The 19,829-nt window shown below is 68.7% G+C and carries 18 protein-coding genes and 1 pseudogene; 9 read left to right on the top strand and 10 right to left on the bottom strand.

The genetic code is table 11. From position 1 onward, the window contains the following. Positions 1–4 precede the first annotated feature (4 nt). Together N4G63_RS25900 and N4G63_RS25895 are read left to right on the top strand one after the other, a co-directional pair. Positions 5–1,759 (top strand): PepSY-associated TM helix domain-containing protein, encoded by a 1,755-nt coding sequence (locus N4G63_RS25900; RefSeq protein WP_314600655.1) that lies wholly within the window; start codon positions 5–7, stop codon positions 1,757–1,759. A gap of 10 nt (positions 1,760–1,769) precedes the next feature. Next, a complete protein-coding gene (locus N4G63_RS25895; RefSeq protein ID WP_260791042.1) occupies positions 1,770–2,105 on the top strand; it encodes a DUF3325 domain-containing protein in 336 nt (111 codons plus the stop codon). Between the two features lie 167 nt (positions 2,106–2,272). Here the strand turns inward: N4G63_RS25895 and N4G63_RS25890 are convergent, their stop codons facing one another. Then, positions 2,273–2,758 (bottom strand): MarR family winged helix-turn-helix transcriptional regulator, encoded by a 486-nt coding sequence (locus N4G63_RS25890; protein WP_260791003.1) that lies wholly within the window; start codon positions 2,756–2,758, stop codon positions 2,273–2,275. A 116-nt stretch (positions 2,759–2,874) separates the two neighbouring features. Here N4G63_RS25890 and N4G63_RS25885 point away from each other — a divergent pair, with 116 nt between their 5' ends. The 3 genes and pseudogenes from N4G63_RS25885 to N4G63_RS25870 all read left to right on the top strand — a co-directional run bounded on the left by N4G63_RS25885 (position 2,875) and on the right by N4G63_RS25870 (position 5,058). Beyond that, complete coding sequence (locus N4G63_RS25885) at positions 2,875–3,255, top strand: antibiotic biosynthesis monooxygenase family protein (RefSeq protein WP_260791001.1); 381 nt, start codon at positions 2,875–2,877, stop codon at positions 3,253–3,255. 785 nt (positions 3,256–4,040) lie between these two features. Then, positions 4,041–4,553 (top strand): annotated as a pseudogene (locus N4G63_RS25875) (aldo/keto reductase); the annotation flags it as partial. A gap of 148 nt (positions 4,554–4,701) precedes the next feature. Beyond that, positions 4,702–5,058, top strand: coding sequence for an aldo/keto reductase (locus N4G63_RS25870; protein ID WP_314600654.1), 357 nt, complete (start codon positions 4,702–4,704; stop codon positions 5,056–5,058). A 213-nt stretch (positions 5,059–5,271) separates the two neighbouring features. Here N4G63_RS25870 and N4G63_RS25865 read toward each other — a convergent pair whose 3' ends face one another. The 9 genes from N4G63_RS25865 to N4G63_RS25825 form a co-directional block, all read right to left on the bottom strand. Continuing rightward, entirely contained in the window at positions 5,272–6,405 is a 1,134-nt protein-coding gene (locus N4G63_RS25865; protein ID WP_314600790.1) for a GDSL-type esterase/lipase family protein, read from the bottom strand. Positions 6,406–6,832: 427 nt separating this feature from the next. Next, positions 6,833–7,483: a maleylacetoacetate isomerase gene (gene maiA, locus N4G63_RS25860; protein ID WP_314600653.1), complete on the bottom strand. Its 651-nt coding sequence runs from the start codon at positions 7,481–7,483 to the stop codon at positions 6,833–6,835. Between the two features lie 6 nt (positions 7,484–7,489). Beyond that, positions 7,490–8,194, bottom strand: coding sequence for a fumarylacetoacetate hydrolase family protein (locus tag N4G63_RS25855; protein ID WP_314600652.1), 705 nt, complete (start codon positions 8,192–8,194; stop codon positions 7,490–7,492). A 70-nt stretch (positions 8,195–8,264) separates the two neighbouring features. Continuing rightward, positions 8,265–9,617: an MFS transporter gene (locus N4G63_RS25850; RefSeq protein ID WP_314600651.1), complete on the bottom strand. Its 1,353-nt coding sequence runs from the start codon at positions 9,615–9,617 to the stop codon at positions 8,265–8,267. Between the two features lie 145 nt (positions 9,618–9,762). After that, entirely contained in the window at positions 9,763–10,080 is a 318-nt protein-coding gene (locus N4G63_RS25845; RefSeq protein ID WP_314600650.1) for a non-heme iron oxygenase ferredoxin subunit, read from the bottom strand. Positions 10,081–10,087: 7 nt separating this feature from the next. Then, entirely contained in the window at positions 10,088–10,570 is a 483-nt protein-coding gene (locus N4G63_RS25840) for an aromatic-ring-hydroxylating dioxygenase subunit beta (RefSeq protein ID WP_314600649.1), read from the bottom strand. Between the two features lie 18 nt (positions 10,571–10,588). Continuing rightward, complete coding sequence (locus N4G63_RS25835) at positions 10,589–11,848, bottom strand: aromatic ring-hydroxylating dioxygenase subunit alpha (protein ID WP_314600648.1); 1,260 nt, start codon at positions 11,846–11,848, stop codon at positions 10,589–10,591. Between the two features lie 67 nt (positions 11,849–11,915). Then, positions 11,916–12,965 carry a gentisate 1,2-dioxygenase gene (gtdA, locus tag N4G63_RS25830; RefSeq protein WP_314600647.1) on the bottom strand — a complete coding sequence of 350 codons (1,050 nt, stop codon included), beginning with the start codon at positions 12,963–12,965 and terminating at the stop codon, positions 11,916–11,918. 10 nt (positions 12,966–12,975) lie between these two features. After that, the gene (locus N4G63_RS25825) at positions 12,976–13,962 is read right to left on the bottom strand and encodes a 2Fe-2S iron-sulfur cluster-binding protein (protein ID WP_314600646.1); all 987 of its coding nucleotides are present in this window, start codon (positions 13,960–13,962) and stop codon (positions 12,976–12,978) included. Between the two features lie 98 nt (positions 13,963–14,060). On the opposite strand from N4G63_RS25825, the gene N4G63_RS25820 reads away from it, so the two are divergent. From N4G63_RS25820 to N4G63_RS25805, 4 genes are all read left to right on the top strand, one after another. Beyond that, positions 14,061–14,984 carry a LysR family transcriptional regulator gene (locus N4G63_RS25820; protein WP_314600645.1) on the top strand — a complete coding sequence of 308 codons (924 nt, stop codon included), beginning with the start codon at positions 14,061–14,063 and terminating at the stop codon, positions 14,982–14,984. Between the two features lie 138 nt (positions 14,985–15,122). After that, a complete protein-coding gene (locus N4G63_RS25815; RefSeq protein WP_510182769.1) occupies positions 15,123–16,424 on the top strand; it encodes a helix-turn-helix domain-containing protein in 1,302 nt (433 codons plus the stop codon). A gap of 154 nt (positions 16,425–16,578) precedes the next feature. Beyond that, positions 16,579–18,321 carry a GMC family oxidoreductase gene (locus N4G63_RS25810; protein WP_314600643.1) on the top strand — a complete coding sequence of 581 codons (1,743 nt, stop codon included), beginning with the start codon at positions 16,579–16,581 and terminating at the stop codon, positions 18,319–18,321. Positions 18,322–18,368: 47 nt separating this feature from the next. Continuing rightward, the gene (locus N4G63_RS25805; RefSeq protein WP_314600642.1) at positions 18,369–19,820 is read left to right on the top strand and encodes an aldehyde dehydrogenase; all 1,452 of its coding nucleotides are present in this window, start codon (positions 18,369–18,371) and stop codon (positions 19,818–19,820) included. The last annotated feature ends 9 nt before the right edge of the window (positions 19,821–19,829 follow it).

Here is a 19,829-nt window from a genome sequence, read left to right as displayed (position 1 = left end):
CGCGATGTTTTCCAATTTCCGCCTCTCGATGGCCTGGCTGCACACCTGGTTCGGACTGGTGCTGGGCTATGTGCTGATGGCCTGCTTCTTCTTCGGCTCGCTGTCGGTGTTTGATCGCGAGATCGACCGCTGGGCGATCCCCGAGACGCGCTTCCAGCCGCAGCCCATGCCTTCGTTTGATCGGGTGCTGCAGCCGATCTTCGCCAGCCTGCAGCCCGACGCCGAGCGCTATGCCGACGAGATGACGCGGCTGATGGACCCGGCCGCGCTGGCCCAGGGCGGACTGCCGCCGCGCGCCAGCCTGAAGGCCGAGCAGTACTGGGCCTACACCACGCACCGCGACCCGGTGCTGCGCATGGGCGCCGACTTCGGCGTGCCCAGCCCGAAGGATCCGCAGGCCCACAACCACATCGGCGGCGATGTCACCATCGATCCGCGCAACGGCAGCCTGCTGCCGGGCAACCCGCTGAAGGTAGGCAGCGAGTTCTTCTACCCGATGCACTACAGCCTGCATCTGCACTGGAAGGACCTGGGCTACTGGATCGTCGGCCTGGCCGCGCTGGCGATGCTGGCGGCGCTGGTCAGCGGCGTGGTGATGCACCGCAAGATCTTTCGCGAGTTCTTCACCTTCCGCCCGAACAAGCATACCCAGCGCAGCGCGCTGGACCTGCACAACCTGACCGGCGTGGTGGCGCTGCCCTTTCACTTCTTCTTTGCCTTCACCGGCCTGGTGATCTTTGCCAGCATCTACCTGCCGGTGGGCGGCACGCTGCTGCGGCCGCTGGCCCAGGCGCACGAAGCCGCCGAGGCAGCGCGCACCGGGCTGCCGCACCAGGCGGCCGGCGTGGCGGCACCGCTGGCGTCGGTCGATGCGATGGTGGTCGAAGCCAAGCGCCGCTGGGCGCAGCGCGGCATGCCAGGTGAAGTCGGTCTGCTGTTCATGGAGCACGTGGGCGATGCAAACGGCTATGTCAGCGTGTTTCGCGCCGGCAGTGACCGCGTTGCGCTGGTGGGGCAGGGCGTGCACTTCCAGGCCGCCACGGGCCGGGTGCTGCGCGAAGACCCCCCGCCCACCGCCGTGGCCGGCATCAACGAGTTCCTCACCGGCCTGCACCTGCAGCACTTCGAGCACTGGCCGCTGCGCTGGCTGTATGTGCTGGGCGGACTGTCAGGCTGCGTGTGCATCGCCACCGGGTTCATCTTCTTCGTCGAGAAGCGCAAGAAGCAGCACGCGCGCGACGGCGTCGGCGGCAGCCGTGTCGTGGATGCCCTGGCGGTGACCACGGTGACCGGCATGCTGATCGCCACGCTGGCCCTCCTGATCGTCAACCGGGTGCTGCCGGCCGGCCTGGCGCAGCGCAACGACTGGCAGGCCTACGGGTTCTGGCTGGCCTGGCTGCTGGCCATGGCCCATGCCTTCTGGCGCACGGCGCCGGTGCAGCAGGCGCACATGGCGCCGGCCTGGCGCGAGCAGTGCTGGGCCGTGGCCGCGCTGGCCGTGCTGGCGGTGCTGCTGAACTGGGCCACCACGGGCGACCATCTGCTGAAGTCGCTGGGGCAGGGCTACTGGCCGGTGGCCGGTTTCGATCTGGTGCTGCTGGCCAGCGCCGCTGTGGCGCTGCTGGCCACGCGCAAGCTGCGCCGACGCGAGCAGGGCCTCGATGCCGGGCGCAGCCAGCAGGCCCGCGCGACCCCCGCAGCGCCGGGCGCCGAGGCTGCGGCGTCGCCCGGCATGGCGGCCACCGCCAGCCGTGGTTGAGGTGCCGACGATGAAACTGCTGTGGTGTTTGCTGGCCTATGCCGGCTGCGTGGCCGGCTTCACCTGGCTGGCCCTGGCCATGGAGCCGCATGGTCGGCAGGTGCGACCCGCCGGGCCGCTGCCGCCGCCGCGCCTGTTGCGCAGCCTGGGTGTGGTGGCCCTGCTGCTGTCGCTGCTGGCCTGCTTGCGTGCCGACCACCCGACGATGGCCGCCCTGGTGTGGGTGATGACGCTGGCGGCGGCGGCGTTGACCGTGACCTTCACCTTGAGCTGGCGACCCTGGCTGCTGCGGCCGCTGGCCTTCTGGCCGCTTGCTGCCGCAGGCAACGTTGCCGAGAAAGGGTGATCGCATGCCTTCCGGCCGCTTGACATGGGCGCTCGATACCAGCGCGTTGTAGGAGCGCGCCCTCACCGTTGACGGGCTGCCCAGACGGCACACGATGTTCTGTCGCGTTCTTCCGGCTGGCCCCATCGTGTCGCGCTTTTCTTCGGATCGCTGTCGGTGTTTGATCGCTATTCGACCTCGACCGAGCCGTTGGCGACCTGGAGCGCTTGCAGCATGGACTCGAGCGCGCGAGCAGCTGCGCTGGCTTGCGAGGCCGGTATCAGTGCGGCCAGTTGAGAGGCCTGCGCATTCCAGATTGCGTCGGCCTTCCGATACAGAGCCAAACCCTGTGGCGTGAGGGCGTAGAGCGGAGACCGCCTGTGCCCCGGGTTTGGGCTCACATCGACAAGCCCCTGCTCGAGCAGCAAGTTGAGCTGCTTCTGCGCGCCCTGGCGCGTGACGCCCATGGCCTCGCTCAACTGCGGGGCCGTCAGGGGTACGCCGGCCAAGGCGACGGCACCCAGCATCTGCCAGCGTGCGCTGGTCAGTCCGAGCGGTGCAACCAGCCGGTCACCCCAGTTCAGCAGCACGCCGTTGAGGCGGAACACCGCCAGCGCCAGGTTGGTGATGGTTGTGGCCCCGGTCCCTGCCGGGTTTGGTTGTCGACTGTTCATGACAACGAGTTTCCACCACTGGCAACTGGTTGTCACGTTCTTGCGAGTGCACGGTTGACAACCGGTTGCCAACAATGGAAACTGGTTGTCATCATTGACTCTTGCTGGAGATTGCCATGTCACTGTCCCTGCGCGCCATTGCCGCCACGTCTATCGTGGTCGCGCTCCTTCACGCTGTGCCATCGTCGGCACAGCCGCCGGCAAGCGAGGGTGTGGTGCTGATCAACACCTTCGAGGTTCTGCCTGGTCGGGAAACCGAGTGCCTTGCCGTGTGGGACCGCGCGGCCGCGTTCCTCTCGCAGCGGCCCGGCTTCGTTTCCACGCGGCTTCACCGCGCTCTGCGCCCCGACGCCCGGCTCCAACTCATCAACGTGGCGCAGTGGGCATCGCCGGCGGCCTTCCAGGCGGCGGTCGGCGACCCAGCGTTCCGCAAGCTCAGCGAAACCGAGGCCTGCAGCGGCAGCCCGGCGCTGTATGGCGTGGTGCGATCCCTCTGACCGAACTTGCCGCCAGCAGCGTCGCTTGCGGTGTTGACGGGACGGGTTCAATGCATCCTCTGGGTCGACTGCGCCGGTTCGAGACCGAGAGATGCGGTTGGAGGGATTGCGCCGGCGGTCAGGCGTCCGCCATCAAGTGCTGCAGCGTCTCCTGGCCAAGGGCCAGGCCACGGCACTCCAGCAGCTTCTCGCGGGCCAGCGCGGGGCCGAAGTCGGCGTAGCCTTGGCGCACCTGTGCGATGGCCTTGGCGGCCAGGCCGGGTTCGAGCTGGTGCTTGCTCGGCCGGCCGCGCCGGCGCGAGACCCGCCCCGCAGCGTCTTGCGCGGCGCGGGGCAGCGCAGCAGCATGCGTTCGACTTGCCGCAGGCTGACCCCCAGCCGCTCGGCCGCCTGGCCCACGCGAAGCATCCGGTCAAGCACCGCCTGGATCGTCTAGAACTTGGCCCATGCATTCTCGGCCGTGACGATGATCATTATGTCTAGTCAAGGGCCAATTGGAACCTGTCGATCCTGCTCTCGGCTCATAGCGGTATGTGGACGAGGCAGACCCTCGCGATCGCAAAGCACCCGAGACATCTTCACTGGCGGTCCCGTCTTGGCCGTACCCACGGCAAGTGGCAAGCGGCCGATGCTCAGCCGGCCAGCGGGATCCTGGATCGCGCTGCGGCTTTCAGTTCACGCGCGCTCAGCACGAACTCGCGGTTGTCGACGAGCCGCTCCACCGCCAGGTCCACGAAGGCCCGCACGCGCGCCGGCTGGGCGGTGCGGCTGCCGTAGTAGACGAAATAGCTGTACCGGTCCGGGTGGAAGTTGCTGCCCCCGCCGAGGGTGAGCGCAGCGTCGTTGACGCCATCGCCGCGGGCTCCCGCCTGATCGACACCGCCGCCTCGTACCCGAACGAGGTGGCCGTGGGCCAGGGCCTGCGCCGCAGCGGCGTGGCGCGCGACGAGCTGTTCGTCACCAGCAAGCTCTGGGTGCAGGACGTGGGCTACGAGCGCACCACCAAAGCCATCGATGCCTCGCTGCGCCGCCTGCAGCTGGACCACCTCGACCTGTACCTGATCCACCAGCCCATTGGCGATGTGCATGGCGCCTGGCGCGCCATGGAAGAGGCCTACCGGGCCGGCAAGTTGCGCACCATCGGGGTCAGCAACTTACACCCGGACTGGCTGATGGACATCACGTTGTTCAACACGGTGAAGCCGGCGGTCAACCAGATGGAGGTCCACCCCTTCCACCAACAGGAAGAGAGCGTGGCCTTCCTGCGCGAGCACGGCGTGCAGGCCGAAGCCGTGGCGCGGCCCCGGCTCGGGCCGCAGGAGGTCTTCCCGGTGGGGCTGGGCTGCCAGTGACGGCCCATCGCGGCGCCGGGTGTGGTGGTCGATTCGTACAGCAGCCGCTTCGATCGCCTGGCCGCCATCCGCCTGATCCGCCAGGCCATGGACCATGGGCTTCACGCTGATCGAAACGGCCGAGGCCTATCGCCCCTTCCTGTCGGAAAAGTTCATCGGCGAGGCGCTGCAGGGCATCCGCGACCAGATGGTGTTGGGGACCAAGTTCGGCTTTGACATCGACCCCGGCACCAGCGCGCGCCAGTCGGGCGGCTGCAACAGCCAGCCCGAGCACATCCGGCGGATGGTGGACGCTCATCTTCGGAGTTTGCGCACCGACCGTATTGACGTGCCGGTCCAGCACCGCGTGGCCCCTAACGTGCCCATCGAGGATGTGGCCAGTACCGCCAGGGACCTGATCGGCCGGGGGCCGCGGCCCTCTCATTCAGCGCGCAGTAGCTGCAGCAGCTGAACGCCGCCGTGACAGCCATTCGCATCCAGGGCGATCGTCTGCCGCCGGCCGTGGCGGCGTGTCCGGCGTGGAGGCCGCGCCGAAGCGCTGAATGGCGGCGGTGCCAGGTGCCGGGGATGGTTGCCGTCCCGGGCTCATTGGATGGGCGTCGCCTGGATCCCGGCCCCGTCGAACCAGCAGGTGCGAAATGGGCGGCCGCCGCCCGTCACAGGCTCAGGGGAGCGACGGGCCACAGCGCCGCTGCAGCAGCGGCAGTGGAAAGGCATCGGCCATGGCCTGGTAGCCGGCCATCGAGGGGTGCAGGCCATCGCCGATGTCCAGATCGGCGCGCAAGCGTGCCGGCGCCTGCGGATCCTGCATCCAGGCGTCTAAGTCCAGCACCGCCGCAAAGCCAGGATAGCCGCGGATCCAGGTGTTGAGGGTCTGGCGGTCGGCCTCGTTGTCCGGACCGGGGCGGTAGTAGCCGCTGCCGGCATAAGGCAGCACCGTGGCGGCGATCAGGCACACGCCCTGCGCCTGCGCCTGCGCGGCCAGCAAGCGCAAGGCCTGCTGCAACTCGTCCAGCAGCGCGGCGCGCTGCGGCGGGCTGTCCGCGCCGGCGCGGCGTTGGGCTCCGAGGTCGTTGACACCGATCAGCACCACGGCGTGGGTGATGCCGCTGCGGCCAGCCACGTCGCGCGGCCAGCGTGCCAGCAGCGCCGGGCCCAGGCCTTCGCGCAGCAGGCGGCCGCCGCCGATGCCGGTATTGACCACTGCGGCGTCGATGCCCGCAGCCGCCAGCCTTTGCGACAGCCGATCGGTCCAGCGCAGGTGGCTGGCCAGCGGCACGCCGTAGCCATCGGTGATTGAGTCGCCGGTCGCCACCAGCACCGGGCGCTGGCGCGCCGCACCGTCTGCGCGAACGTCCAGCGCCGAGAGGTACCACCAGCCGGCCCGCGGCGCGGCTCCGGTCCAGTCGTCGCGTGCGGTGGCGTCGCCGGGCAACGCCCAGCTCTCGATGCGCGAGCCGGGATGCGTGCTGGCGGGTGTGGCGGCGGTTAATGGTAGATGCAGATCCACCAGCAGGTCGGCATGTCGGGTCACGGCCAGCGACACCGGGTCACTCCACACCTCAGCGCCGGGCGGCAACTCGATGCGGGTGCGGCCACCGAAGCGCAGGAGTTGCCGGCTGCCGGCGCGTGCGCGCGGGGCTGGGCTGACCGCAGGCGGGCTGCCGGTGAGGCTGGCCACCGCCTCGCCAGGCTCGGCCAGCGCCACACTGGCCGAGCCCAGCACCAGCGGGTTGCGCCCGAAGACGTTGCTGATCTGCACGCGCAATGCGCTGCCGGCCGCGCTGCTGCGCAGCACCTGGCGCAAGGTGACACCGGTGAGGGGCTCGCGCCAAACTGCCGCGGTACCGCCGCCGGATGGGTCAGCCGGCCGAGCCGCTTCATGCGCCAGCTGCGCACTGGCCCACGCCGCCTGCCAGCGCGCAGGCTCTGAAGGCGCTATGGTTGCGCACCCATTTAGCACCCAGGCCGCCAGCACCGCCACACAGACAAGAGGCCGACGCAACCCACTGCGCCCCCGGGCCAGCCTAGATTCCGGGGCGAACAGCGCCGCGGCCTCACGACCCTCTTCGCGCTCGATGGCCTGCTTCGACTTGCCGGATTGACCCTGCGCCACAGTTCCTCCAAATACCGAGGAATGATAGCGTTACCTTTTATGCTGTCATACACATGGCTGGTGGCGACACGGCCACTGACTGGCACAGAACGGCATGGCCACTGCGTCCTCAAGGCCTGGCGGGTGCATCCACCTGCCGCGCCGGTGCAGCGTCGGCAAAGGCCGGCAGTTCCGCGCAGGCCCGGTCCACGGCCACGATGTGCGGCCAGCGCGACATCTCCACGCCAAAGCGCCTTGCGCTCTCCACCTGCGGCACCAGGTAGACATCGGCCAGGCCGGGCGTGTTGCCGAAGCAGAAGCGTCCGCGCCGGGTGTCGGCCGACAGCAGTGCCTCGATCGCATCGAAGCCGGCGCCGATCCAGGTGCCGCACCAGGCGTTGATCGCCGTGTCGTCACAGCCGAACTGGCGGCGCAGGGTCTCGAGGATGCGGCGGTTGTTGATCGGGTGGATGTCGCAGCCGATGATGGCTGCCAGCGCGCGCACCCGGGCACGGTCCTCGGCGCCGGCGGGCAGCAGCGGCGGCGTCGGGTGGCGCTCTTCGAGCCACTCGATGATCGCCGGCGACTGGATCAGCACCTCACCGTCGTCCAGCGCCAGCGCGGGCACCAGCTGCTGCGGGTTGATGGCCTTGAAGCTGTCCTGCAGGTGCGCTTCGGTACGCAGGTCCACCGCCACGTAGTCGTATGACAGGCCCTTGAGGTTCAGGGCGATGCGCAGGCGATGGGACGTCCCGCTGCGAAAGAAGTTGTAGAGCTTCATGCGCATTCAAGCGGCCGGGCCGACGACCAGCTTGACCGAGCCCACGCCGTCGACCGATCCTTCGATCACGTCTCCCGGCAGCACCGGACCCACGCCTTCTGGCGTGCCGGTGTAGATCAGATCGCCGGGCTGCAGGTGATAAAACAGCGACAGGTCGGCGATGAGCTCGCGGATATTCCAGATCAGCTTGTCGATGTCCGACTTTTGGCGCACCTGGCCGTTGACGCTCATGCTCAGCGCGCCCTTGTCCAGCACCACGCCGGGCAAGGGTTTGATCGGCGCGCAGACGGACGAGCCCTCGACGTCCTTGCCCAGATCCCACGGGCGGCCCTTGTCGCGGGCCACGAGCTGCAGGTCGCGGCGGGTCATGTCCAGGCCGCAGGCGTAGCCGTACACCAGTTCGTGCGCCCGCTCGGCCGCCACGCGAAAGCCCGGCTGGCCAATGGCCACCACCAGCTCCATCTCATGGTGAAAGTTGCTGGTCTCGCTGGGGTAGGCCGCGGTGGCGCCCGACTCCACCAGGGTGCTGGGTGACTTGGTGAAATAGAACGGGCGCTCGACGCTCTTGTCCACCGGCTTGCCCATCTCCACCGCATGCGCGTGGTAGTTTCGGCCGACGAAGAACAGGCGGTTGACCGGGAAGCGCTCGGAGCGGCCTTCGATCGGCAGGGAGGCGACGGGGGCGGGAGGAAACAGATAGGTCGTGGTCATGGCGCTGGGTTGGTGTGATGGGTACGGACGACAGAGCTCGCGCCCTGTACGGGCACAGCGTGGAACGGGATCAGGCGGACACCGTGCCGCTCTCCAGCCCGATGACATGCGGATGTCGGGAAGCTGAGCGGCGGTGGTCGATCAACAGCACCGCCGCCATGCCGATGACGGCAGGAAAGGCGATGGCGACGAAGTTCTGCTCCCGCGGCAGGTTCATGCCAACCAGAACACCGATCAGGATCGGCGCCAGGATGGCGCCGCTGCGGCCAATGCCCAGCGCCCAGCCCAGCCCGGTGGCGCGGATGGCCATCGGATAGAACTGTCCGGCATAGGCGTTGGCCACGATCTGGGTGCCGATGGTCGACGCCCCCGCCAGCGCGACGAGCACGAACAGCGCCCAGGTGGGCAGGCGCAGGCCCAGCAGCGTGATCGACACCGCGGCCAGCGCATACATCGCCGCCAGCACCCGCTTGATGTTGAAACGGTCGGCCAGCCAGCCGCCGCCCACCGCGCCCAGCACGGCGCCCAGGTTCAGCACCAGCACGAAGGTGAGCGCGGAGCCCAGGCTGTAGCCCGCACCAGCCATCAGCTTGGTGAGCCAGGAACTCAGCGCGTACACCATGAACAGGCAGGTGAAGAAGGCGATCCAGAACATGACCGTGCTGAACCCGCGGCCGTCCTGAAACAGCATGCGGATCGGCGCCAGCTGGGTCTTCTGCGCCGCCGGCAGCAGCACCCGGTCTTGCGGCTGGGGCTTGAAGCTCGGGTCCAGGCGTGCGGCGATGACCTTGAGTTCATCCTCGCGATGGTGTGCCAGCAAGAAGGCCATCGACTCCGGCATGGCACGGAGGATGATCGGGATCAGCAGCACCGGAAAGCCAGCGGCAAAGAAGACGGACGACCAGCCGTACTGCTCGATCAAGCCCTTGCCCAGCAGGGCTGCAATGACGCCACCCACGGCGTAGCCGCTGAACATCAATGTCACCAGCGTGGCGCGCAGCCGCTTGGGCGCGTATTCGGTCATCTGCGCCACGACGTTGGGCATGACGCCGCCGATGCCCAGCCCGGCCACGAAGCGCACAGCCGCGAATTCCCATGGTGTCGTGGCCAGGCCGGTGGCCGCGGTGAAGATGCTGAACAGCGCGACGCAGAGAGCGATCGTCCAGCGGCGCCCGATGCGATCAGCGACCGTTCCGAATGCGATCGCGCCGAACATCATGCCGAACAGTGCGGAGCTGATCATGAAGCCGGCATTGGCGGGCTGAACGCCGTAGGCCTTCATGATGGAAGGCAGCGCCACGCCGACCACGGCAAGGTCGTAGCCATCGAAGACGATGATCAGGGCGCACCACAAAAGTACCAGGGCGTGAAACGAGTTGAATCTCGCTTCATCGACCATTCGCTGCATGTCGATTTGACGCATGGCGACTGTCTCCAGAGATCAGGATGAGCGCGCTCGGTGGCGCTTCGGGACGAAGCCACCCCTCACGGCGCCGCAACGCGCCGTGACAGTGGACCGGCCCTCCAAGAGGCGTTGATTCAGACGGGCCGCAGGCCCGGGGGGCCGATCAGCCCAGGGCGAGCCAGACGCGCCCGTTTTCGATGCGCACCGGGTAACTGGTCACCGGCTCGGTCACCGGCGCGCAGCTGGGCGCGCCGGTGCGCACGTCGAACTTGCCCTGGTGCAGCGGGCACTCGATCTCATGCCCGTCCAGGAAGCCGTCGCACAAGCGGGCATTGCCGTGCGAGCACAGGTTGTCGGTGGCATAGACCGCGTCGCCCACGGTGTAGAGGGCGATGTCCCGCCCCGCGACATCCAGGCCGATCACGTCATCGGTGGGCAGGTCGGCGGCAGCGAGCACATCGGTCCATTCGGCTTGGCTCATGGGGGCCTCAGATCGGGTAGATGATGGAGTTGGGGATCATTTCGCTGTCGTAGATGCACTGCCGCGACGCGAACTTCAGACCCTGGGGCGTGCGCACCACCACGTCGATGTACCGGCCCACGTTGAACACGCTGGACTCCTGCGACAGCTTGGTGCGGAACACCGCGTAGTTGGCCTCGCTCTCGATGCGTCCGTCGGCCACGCGACGGATCACCGGCGTGCCCACCACATGGCGCTGGTAGTAGGGGTCGTGGAAGATGGTCTCGGTGATGCCGTAGACGCGGTCTTTCAGCATGCCCTTGCTGGTGAAGGCCAGCGTGGCCAGCGGGAAGCCGCGCTCGAAGTTCTCGCGTGGCTGCAGGCGGTAGACGCAGTCATCGGTGAAGAACTCGGGCCACAGGCTCCATTGGCCCGAGTCGACGGCGGCGGCGTAGTCCGCATACAGCTGGTTCAGCGCCAGCCAGTCTTGGAAGGACAGTTCGGTGTTCATGGCTTGCTCCAGCATGGCTCAGGCTTCCATCACGTCGCGCCAGTAGCGGTACATGCCGCGGATCAAGGTCTCGGTCACCATGTGCTCGGTGTCCTCGACACCCTTGCCACCCAGTTCCGCCACCGCGCGGTGGAAGGGCTTGCTCTCGAAGCCTTCCTGCGAGAACTCGATCACCTCACCGTCGTCCGCGGACACGAAGCCCGCAGGCCCGAACAGGTTGGCCTGGCGCAGCCGGCGCTGCGTCATTTCCTCGGAGTCGTCCTCGAACCCGAAGTGCGTCCAGACGAAGTCGAAGCTGCCGTTGCCGTTGGGCTGGATGTGGCGGGTGGACACGCTGTTGACCTGCTGCTGCAGGATCACGCTTGGGAAGATGGTGGTCATCACGGCGGTCGGTCCGCCCCACCACGCTTCGGGCACGATGTCCAGGAAGCTCGGGTCGTTGAGCTTCATGCTTTCCTTGAACGAGGAAACACTGGTCACCTGGTCGGACTTGCCGCCCTGGCCACGGGTGCTGATCATGGCCGCGTGGCGGTGCTTGTCGTCCATGCGCAGCTGGCTCTTGTTGTCGGCGCGCCAGAGGCCGAAGGTCACGAACCAGGTGTGCAGCAGGCCGGGGTGGTACGGGTCCTTGATGTTCTCCTGCATCAGCTTCCAGTTGCCCGGGATGCGCTGGCGGTTGTAGCCCAGCACCTTGAGCTTGCGGCCGTTGAACAGCCGGTCGAAGTAGCCCAGGATGGTGGGTCCCAGGAATTCTTCGAAGGGCACCACGTCGTGGTCGAACGACGCGAAGACCACCCCCCCGCGCACGGCCACCTTCAGCTTGGTCAGGCCATGGTCTTCGGTGCGGAAGTCCGACGGCATGCCGCCGTGCACCTGGCCATCCTGCTTGACGCCGCGGCGGAACGGCACGCCCTGCAGGTCGCCCTTGAGCGTGTAGCTCCACTGGTGGTAGGGGCAGACCAGGTCCTTGCGGTTGCCATGGCGCTCGCGGCAAAAGCGCATGCCGCGATGCGCGCACACGTTCTCCACCACATTGATTTGGCCGTCGGCGTCACGCACCATCACCACCGAGCGCTCGCCCACGACGGTGCGCTTGAAGTCGCCGGTGTTCGGCACCTCGGCCTCCAGGCCCACGTAGCACCAGTGGCCCTTGTAGAAGAAGCGCTCCAGCTCGCGCTGGTAGACCTGTTCGTCGGTGTAGGCCGCGAACGGGATGCGGTGGGTGCCGTCCGATTCCCATTGGGGCCGGTCGGGGAAGACAGTCGATGTCTCGCTCATGCGGGTCTCCTGGATGTGGATGTGTCGGTCATTCGGTGCGCACGGCATGGCGCCGTGGCGGGCGCTGTCAGAGACGTTCTTCGCGCCACAAGCCCAGCATCTTCTGCACGGGCCGGTCCGAGAAGCTGAAGAAGATGGACTCCTGGTCGGCGCGCATCGACAGCGTCTGCCAGGACGGCACCACGACCACGTCGTTCTCGCTCACGCGCCACACGCGCTCGCCCACCTGGAGCTCGGCGCTGCCCTGCAGGCACACATGCACGGTGCCGTCGGTACAGCGGTAGCCGCGGGTCTCGAATCCGGCCGGCAGCAGCTGGGCATACGCGCCGATGGTCGGCATGGGCGATGCGCCGGTGGCCGGATTCACATAGCGCAGCTTGTGGGCAAGGTGCGGATCGGGCTGGCCCGCGGCCTGCAGGCCGCGCAGCGCCTCGCGCGCCCGCTCAAACGGGTACACGAACACACGCGTCGGGTCGGCCGGCCGGGGATCGAAGTCGACCGGGACCATGTTGGCGCCGTAGCGGTGGAGAGAGTCGCCCTCGGGGCGCAGTGGCTGCTGGCTGGATTCGGAGGCCCGCTCGGCAAAGCCGGCATCCAGGAAGCGAACGATGGGGATGTCCAGGCCGTCCAGCCACACCACGGGCTGGTCACCCAGGTTGCCGTGGTCATGCCAGGTCCAGGCCGGCGTGATGATGAAATCGCCGCGGCGCATCGTGGTGCGCTCGCCATCGACGGCGGTGTAGGCGCCCTCGCCGTCCAGCACCAGGCGCAGCGCCGACTGGGTATGGCGGTGGGCCGGGGCCACCTCGCCCGGCAGGATCAGCTGCAAGCCCGCATACAGCGAGTTGGTGATGCACGACTGACCGCGCAGCGCGGGGTTCTCGAGGATCAGCACGCGCCGCTCGGCCTCTTCGGCCGAGATCAGACGGCCGGCCTCCATCACGCGCTCGCGCACGTCCTGGTAGCGCCACAGCGCCGCCTGGGCCACCGGCCGCGGGGTGGGCGGCACCAGCGCGCCCAGCACCTCCCACAGCGGTGTCATGTCATTGGCGCCGATGCGGCTGTAGAACTCCGCACGGGCGGCGCGCTCCTGGTCGGACAGGGGACGGGGGGTCATGGCGGTTTCCTCAGTTGCCTTGGCTGTAGAACGCGTCGGCGTAGATGTGGTCGGGCGCGATGCCGCGCTGCCGGGCCAGTTGGGTGGCGGCCTCCACCATCGGTGGCGAGCCGCACAGGTAGGCGCGCCAGCCCGTCAGGTCGGGGTGGTCTTCCTCGATGGCTTGGGTGACCAAACCGCAGCGATGCTGGCCGGGGTCACCGCCCGAGGCGACCACCACGTGCACGTTGAGCCGCGGATTGGCTGTCTGCAGCGCCGCAAGCCAGTCTGAGCCGTAGATGTCGCGTGGCGAACGTACGCCGAAGTACAGGTGGATGTCGCTGGCCAGCCCTTCGGCTGCGATGCCGCGCAGGATGGACAGGATGGGTGCCAGCCCCGTGCCACCAGCCACGCACAGGATGGGGCCGGCATGCTTGCGCCGCAGGTAGGCCGATCCCAGCGGCCCGCTGACCTTGACCGCGTCGCCCACCTTCAACTGGTCCGCGATGTAGCCCGTCACGCGGCCACCGGGCACCAGTCGGACATGGAACTCGAACTGCCCGTCGGTCGTCAGGCCGGCCATCGAATAGGGCCGGCTCAGATCGGGGCCGAACTGCAGCTGCACGTACTGGCCGGGCGAGAACTCGATCGGCTTGGCGGGCTTGAGCAGCACGCGCTTGATGTCATGCGTCAGGTCCTCGATGGCCGCGACGCTGGCCTTGACGATCCGTGCCGGATGCACCACCACCTCGTCGGGCTCCGGGATGCGGATGGTGCAGGGTTCGGTCACATAGGTCTGGCAGGCCAGCACCTCGCTGTCCTGCACATCCAGCGGCCGCTGATCGATGCCGCCGCCGGCCAGCACGTCGCCATCGACCACGCGGCAGCGGCAGGTGCCGCAGCGGCCTGACATGCACGAGTAGGACATCGGCACCTGGGCCGCCAAAAGAGCTTCAAGCAGATTGGCGCCGGGCTCGGCCTGGATGACGCGGTTGAGGGGTTGTACGAGGATGTCCATGTCGGTGTCTGATCGCCGGCGGCATCATTCCCCCATCCGCGCATTCGGCAAATAGAATCGCATGAATGTGATGTATCACTGCGCGTGATGAGGTGGCCGTGGAACTGACCGACATCGACCTGAACCAGCTGGTGCTGTTCCAGCAGCTGATGGTCGAGCGGCGCGTCTCGAAGGTGGCCGAGAACCTGGGGCTGACGCAACCGGCGGTCAGCAACACCCTGGCCAAGCTGCGCCGCCAGTTCGGCGACGACCTGTTCGTGCGCACCCCCGCCGGCATGATGCCCACGCCCTTTGCCGAGCAGCTGGCCGAGCCCATCGGCTATGCGCTGGGCATGATCCACAGCGGGCTGAACCAGCACACCCGCTTCCTGCCGTCCAGCGTCAAGCGCACGATCACCATCGGCATGACCGACATCGGCGAAATCGTGTTCCTGCCCGCCCTGGTGGAGCGCCTGCGCCAGGAGGCGCCCGGCCTTTCGCTGGCCACGGTGCGCACCACGGCCACCACGCTGCGCGACGACATGGAGGCCGGCAAGGTCGATCTGGCCATCGGCCCGCTGCCGCAGCTGAAGGCCGGCTTCTTCCAGCGCCGGCTGTTCCGCCAGCGCTATGTGTGCCTGTTCCGCAAGGGCCATGCGCTGGACCGCAAGCGCCTGACGCTGACCGACTTCAAGGCCGCCGAGCACCTGGTGATCGTGTCGGCCGGCACCGGCCACGGCCGGGTCGACGAGCTGATCCAGCGCGCCGGCATCGAGCGCAGCACGCGGCTGACCGTGCCGCACTTCGTCAGCGTGGGCCACATCCTGCGCCGCTCGGACATGCTGGCCACGGTGACCGAACGGCTGGCCGAGAGCCTGGCCGAGCCCTTCGAGCTCACGTTCCGCAAGCATCCGCTCGATCTGCCCGAGGTGGCGATCAACGTGTTCTGGCATGCCAAGGTGCACCGCTCGCCGGTGCACCAGTGGCTGCGTGGCATCGTGTTCGACCTGTTCGGCGAGGATAAGACCGCACCTGCGGAGTGAGCTGCCGCCCGCTGCATCACCGCCAGTGATGCACCACATTCGCGCCGCGCCATTGGCGCCGGGGCGGTGCAGCAGGCAGGATGGTGCCCCGGTCTGAAGCCTTGCGCGGGCGCGCGGCGCGGCCGGTTTCGGGTTGCCATGAACCATCTGCCGCACACGCTCTTTCCCCAGTCCCGGCCGGCCCGCATCGCGCAGGCGCGACAGCGCTTCTTCGAGGAAGGCCAGGCACCCACCGGCGTGGTGGGCGAGGCGGTGTTCGAATCCTGGGCGCGCTGCCTGCGCCTGCTGGGCAGCCCGCGTGAGCGCGCCGAGTTCCAGCCGGTGACGGCCAGCCGCACCCAGCTGGCGCTGATGAAGAACCGCCATCTGCGGCAGGCCTGGATGGACGAGTTGCCACGGCTGGAGACCGTGCTGTCGGCCACCAGTTGCGCGGCCATGCTGACCGATGCCTCGGGTGTGCTGATTGGCGCTTCCTGCGTGGGCCGCTCGCACGAGGAACTCATGCCTGTCGCCACACGCCTGGGCGTGAACCTGTCGGAGGATGCCGTAGGCACCACGGCGCCCGGTGTCGCGGCACGCATCGGCAAGGCCGTGTGTGTGCTCGGCGGAGAGCACTTCTTCGACAGCGTGCAGGAGATGCATTGCGCCGCCGCGCCGATCCGCGACATCCACGGCCGGCTGGCGGGTGTGCTCGACCTGTCCAGCGAGCGCATCCCGTTCGCATTCGATGCTGCGGCCGTGGTCGGCCTGTATGCCGGTGCCATCGAAAGCCGCCTGCTGCTGGCGCAGTCGACCGAGCACCTGGTCATCCGCATTCAGGTGGCACCCGAACTGCTGGACTCGGCGATGGTGGGCCTGATCGGGGTGAACCAAGGGGGCCGCCTGGCCTGGGAGAACGGGGTCGCCAAGAGCCTGCTCGGGGCCGGCGGGCCGTCCTCGCCGGGCGGACCAGGCGGACCAGGCACAGCGCCAGCGCGGCGAGAGCCCGCCGAGCCCGCGCCCGCCTTCGCCTGGCAGCAACTGGCTGCGCTGCCCTTGACCGGCGCCGCGCCACTGACCCTGCCAAACGGCCTGCAGGTGTGGGCACGGGCCGAGATGCGTGCACCCGACGGCCGCCGCGGCATGGTGGCGGTGGCGCCATTTCCCTTCCCGGTGGCCCCTCCGGCCTGGCATGCCGCGCCGCCCGCCGAGCCCGCGCCGGCGGTGGCTGCGACCGAAGCGCCGTCCGCACCCGTATCCGCACCCGCACCCACAGCGGCGACGGCCACGCCGGCCTCTCCCCAGCGGCTGCGTGAATCCGATCTGCACCTGATCCAGCAGACGCTGCAGGCCTGCGGTGGCAATGTGTCGGAGGCGGCGGCGCGGCTTGGTGTCTCGCGGGGCCTCATCTACCGGCGCCTGCGCGGTGCCAGGGGCCGCGACGGATCGCCCGCGGCCTGAAGGCGCGTCAGCGTGTTCCCAAACAGAACACGCCCGACCCCGCGTTAACCCGAGGTTCGTGTCGACGGGTCATGCCCTCTACCGTTCGGTCCCGCGTCGCAGGGCAGCCCGCTGGCCCGCGACCCGCCGATCGCACCGAACGTTGGAGACACGCATGAGCAAGAACGATGTTGGATTGACACCCGACCCGACCTGGCTGGACAGCCTGGAGCAGGCCCTGATTGCCGGGCGCATCAACCGCCGCGGCTTCCTGCGCGCCGCCACGGCCGCCGGCCTGGCCGGCCCCAGCCTGCAGGTGCTGGCCGATGAGCTGGACGCCATCCGCGCCAACCAGGCCGAGCGCGCCAAGGCGCTGCAGCCCGCTTACGACTACATCGTCGTGGGCACCGGCAGCGCCGGCTCGGCCCTGGTGGGCCGCCTGGCCGCCGCCAAGCCCGATGCCAGCATCCTGGTGCTGGAAGCCGGTGACTGGGACACGGCGCCTTCGGTGATGGACCCGGGCGTGTGGTTCACCAACCTGGGCAGCGAGCGCGACTGGAAGGACGTGGCCATCCCCTCGGCCGGCACCAACGGCCGCGCCATCCCCGAGCACATGGGCCGCGTGGTGGGCGGCGGCAGCAGCATCAACGCCACGATCTGGGCGCGCCCGTTCAAGGCCGATCTGGAGCACTGGGCCGCCGAGAGCGGCGACAAGGCCTGGGGCTATGAGCACGGCCTGTCGATCTACCGCCGTGTGGAGAACTGGCAGGGCAAGCCGGATGCGCGCTACCGCGGTCAGGGCGGCCCGGTGTGGTGCCAGCCCGCTGCCAACCCGCACCCGCTGGCGCCGGCCATGCTGGCCGCCTGCCGCAGCCTGAACCTGCCGGTGCTCGACGACCAGAACGGCGCCCGCGAGGAGGCCAGTGCCGGCTTTGCGCTGATGAACCAGATCATCCGCGACGGCCGGCGCCAGAGCATGGCCCGCGCCTACCTGTACCCGGTGCTGTCGCGCAAGAACGTGACGCTGCTGGTCAACACCCATGTCGACCGCCTGAGCTTCGCGGGCACCCGCGCCACCGGCGTGGAACTGGGCGGCAGCACCGGGCCGCGGCGCATCGAGGCGCGCAGCGAGGTCATCGTCTGCTCGGGCGGCATCAACACCCCCAAGCTGCTGATGCTCAGCGGCATCGGTGACGAGGCCCAGCTCAAGCGCCACGGCATCCAGACCCGCGTGCACGCGCCCGAGGTGGGCCAGAACTTCCAGGACCACCTGCTGCATGGCGGCTGCATCTTTGAACCCAAGGAGCACATCCCGCACCGCAACAGCGCCGCCAACGCGGCTGGCTTCGTCAAGAGCCAGGCCGGCCTGGCCTCGCCCGACGTGAACCTGGTGCAGATCGAGCTGCCCTATGCCAGTGACGTGGTCGGCAAGCGCTTCTCGCCGCCCAACACCAGCTGGGCGCTGTGCGCCGGCCTGGTGGCGCCCAAGAGCCGCGGCGAGGTGCGCCTGAAGTCGGCCAACCCGGCCGACCGGCCGATCGTCGACGCCCGCTTCCTCAGCCACCCCGACGACGTGAAGGCGCTGGCCTACGGCATCGAGCTGGCGCGCGAGATCGGCAACTCGCCGGCGATGAGCGCCTTTGTCCAGCGCGAGGTGGCGCCGGGCAAGAAGCTCAGCGGGCAGGAGATGGAGAACTTCGTGCGCGACGGCGCCACCACCTACTTCCACCAGGCCGGAACCTGCCGCATGGGCAAGGACAACCAGGCCGTGGTCGATGCCCAGCTGCGCGTCAACGGCGTGAAGAACCTGCGCATCGCCGACAGCTCGATCATGCCGCGCATCGCCTCCGTCGCCACCATGGCCAGCTGCGTGCTCATCGGCGAGCGCATGGCCGAGATCCTCACCCAGCGCAGCTGAGCCGCCCGCTCGCTGCGCCCCCTCATCCCACCCAAGGAACCTGCATCATGGAAGCCCAACTGTTGATCGACAACGAGAGCCGTCCGGCCAAGGCCGGCACCGTCTTCGAGCGCCGCCATCCGGTGAGCAACGAGGTCGTCACCCGCGCGGCCGCCGGCGGCGTGGATGACGCCGTGGCCGCCGTCGAGTCGGCTGCCAAGGCCTTTGCCGCCTGGCGCCACTCGCCGCCGTCCGAGCGCCGCCGCATCCTGCTCAAGGCTGCCGATGCGCTGGAGGCGCGCACGCCGGCCTTCATCGAGGCCATGGGCGCCGAGGTGGGCGCGTCGGGCCTGTGGGCCGGCTTCAACGTCTACCTGGCCGCCAACGTGTTCCGCGAGGCCGCCTCGCTGGCCACGCAGATCCAGGGCGAGACCATTCCCACCGACAAGCCCGGCGCGATCTCGATGACCGTGCGCCAGCCGGTGGGCGTGATCCTCAGCATCGTGCCCTGGAACGGCCCGGTGGTGCTGGCCGCGCGCGCCATCGCCTACCCGATCGTCTGCGGCAACACGGTGGTCTTCCGCGCGTCGGAAGCCAGCCCGCGCACCCATGCGCTGGTGGCGGAGGCCCTGGTGGAGGCCGGCCTGCCGGCCGGCGTGCTGAACATGATCATCAACGCGCCGCAGGACGCGCCCGAGGTGGTGGATGCGCTGATCGCCCACAAGGCCGTACGCCGCATCAACTTCACCGGCTCCACGCGCGTGGGCCGCATCATTGCCCAGAAGGCGGCCACGCACCTCAAGCGCTGCCTGCTGGAGCTGGGCGGCAAGTCGCCGCTGGTGGTGCTGGACGACGCCAACGTCGACGAGGCGGTGAAAGCCGCGGTGTTCGGCTCCTTCCTGTACCAGGGCCAGATCTGCATGTCCACCGAGCGCATCGTGGTGGACGAGGCCATCGCCGACGAGTTCGTGGCCAAGTTCGCCGCCAAAGCCGCCGAGCTGCCGGCCGGTGATCCGATGAAAAACGCCGCCTGCGTCATCGGCCCGATGGTGGCCAGGGAATCGGGCCCGCGCCTGAACGCGCTGATCGACGACGCGCTGGCCAAGGGCGCCACGCTGGCCACCGGCGGCCGCGCCGATGGTGCGGTAATGCCGGCCACCATCGTCGACCATGTCAAGCCGGGCATGAAGATCTACGACGAGGAGACCTTCGGCCCGATCACCACCGTTGTGCGCGTGAAGGGCGCCGACGAGGCCGTGCGCGTGGCCAACGACACCGAGTACGGCCTGTCGTCGGGCGTGTTCGGCCGTGACGTGACGCGCGCCCTGCAGGTGGCGCTGCAGATCGACTGCGGGTCGGTGCATGTGAACGGTGCCACCGTGCAGAACGAGGCCCAGGCGCCCTATGGCGGCATGAAGAACAGCGGCTATGGCCGCTTCGACGGCCGCGCGGTGATCGACGAGTTCACCGAGCTGAAGTGGATCACGCTGGAACCCGCGGTGCAGCAGTACCCGGTCTGAGCCCGGTGG

The organism is Aquabacterium sp. OR-4, assembly GCF_025290835.2.
Classification (GTDB): Bacteria; Pseudomonadota; Gammaproteobacteria; order Burkholderiales; family Burkholderiaceae_C; genus Pseudaquabacterium.
The sequence above is the reverse complement of the archived record's forward strand: the minus strand, read 5'-3'. Positions and strand labels throughout refer to the sequence as shown.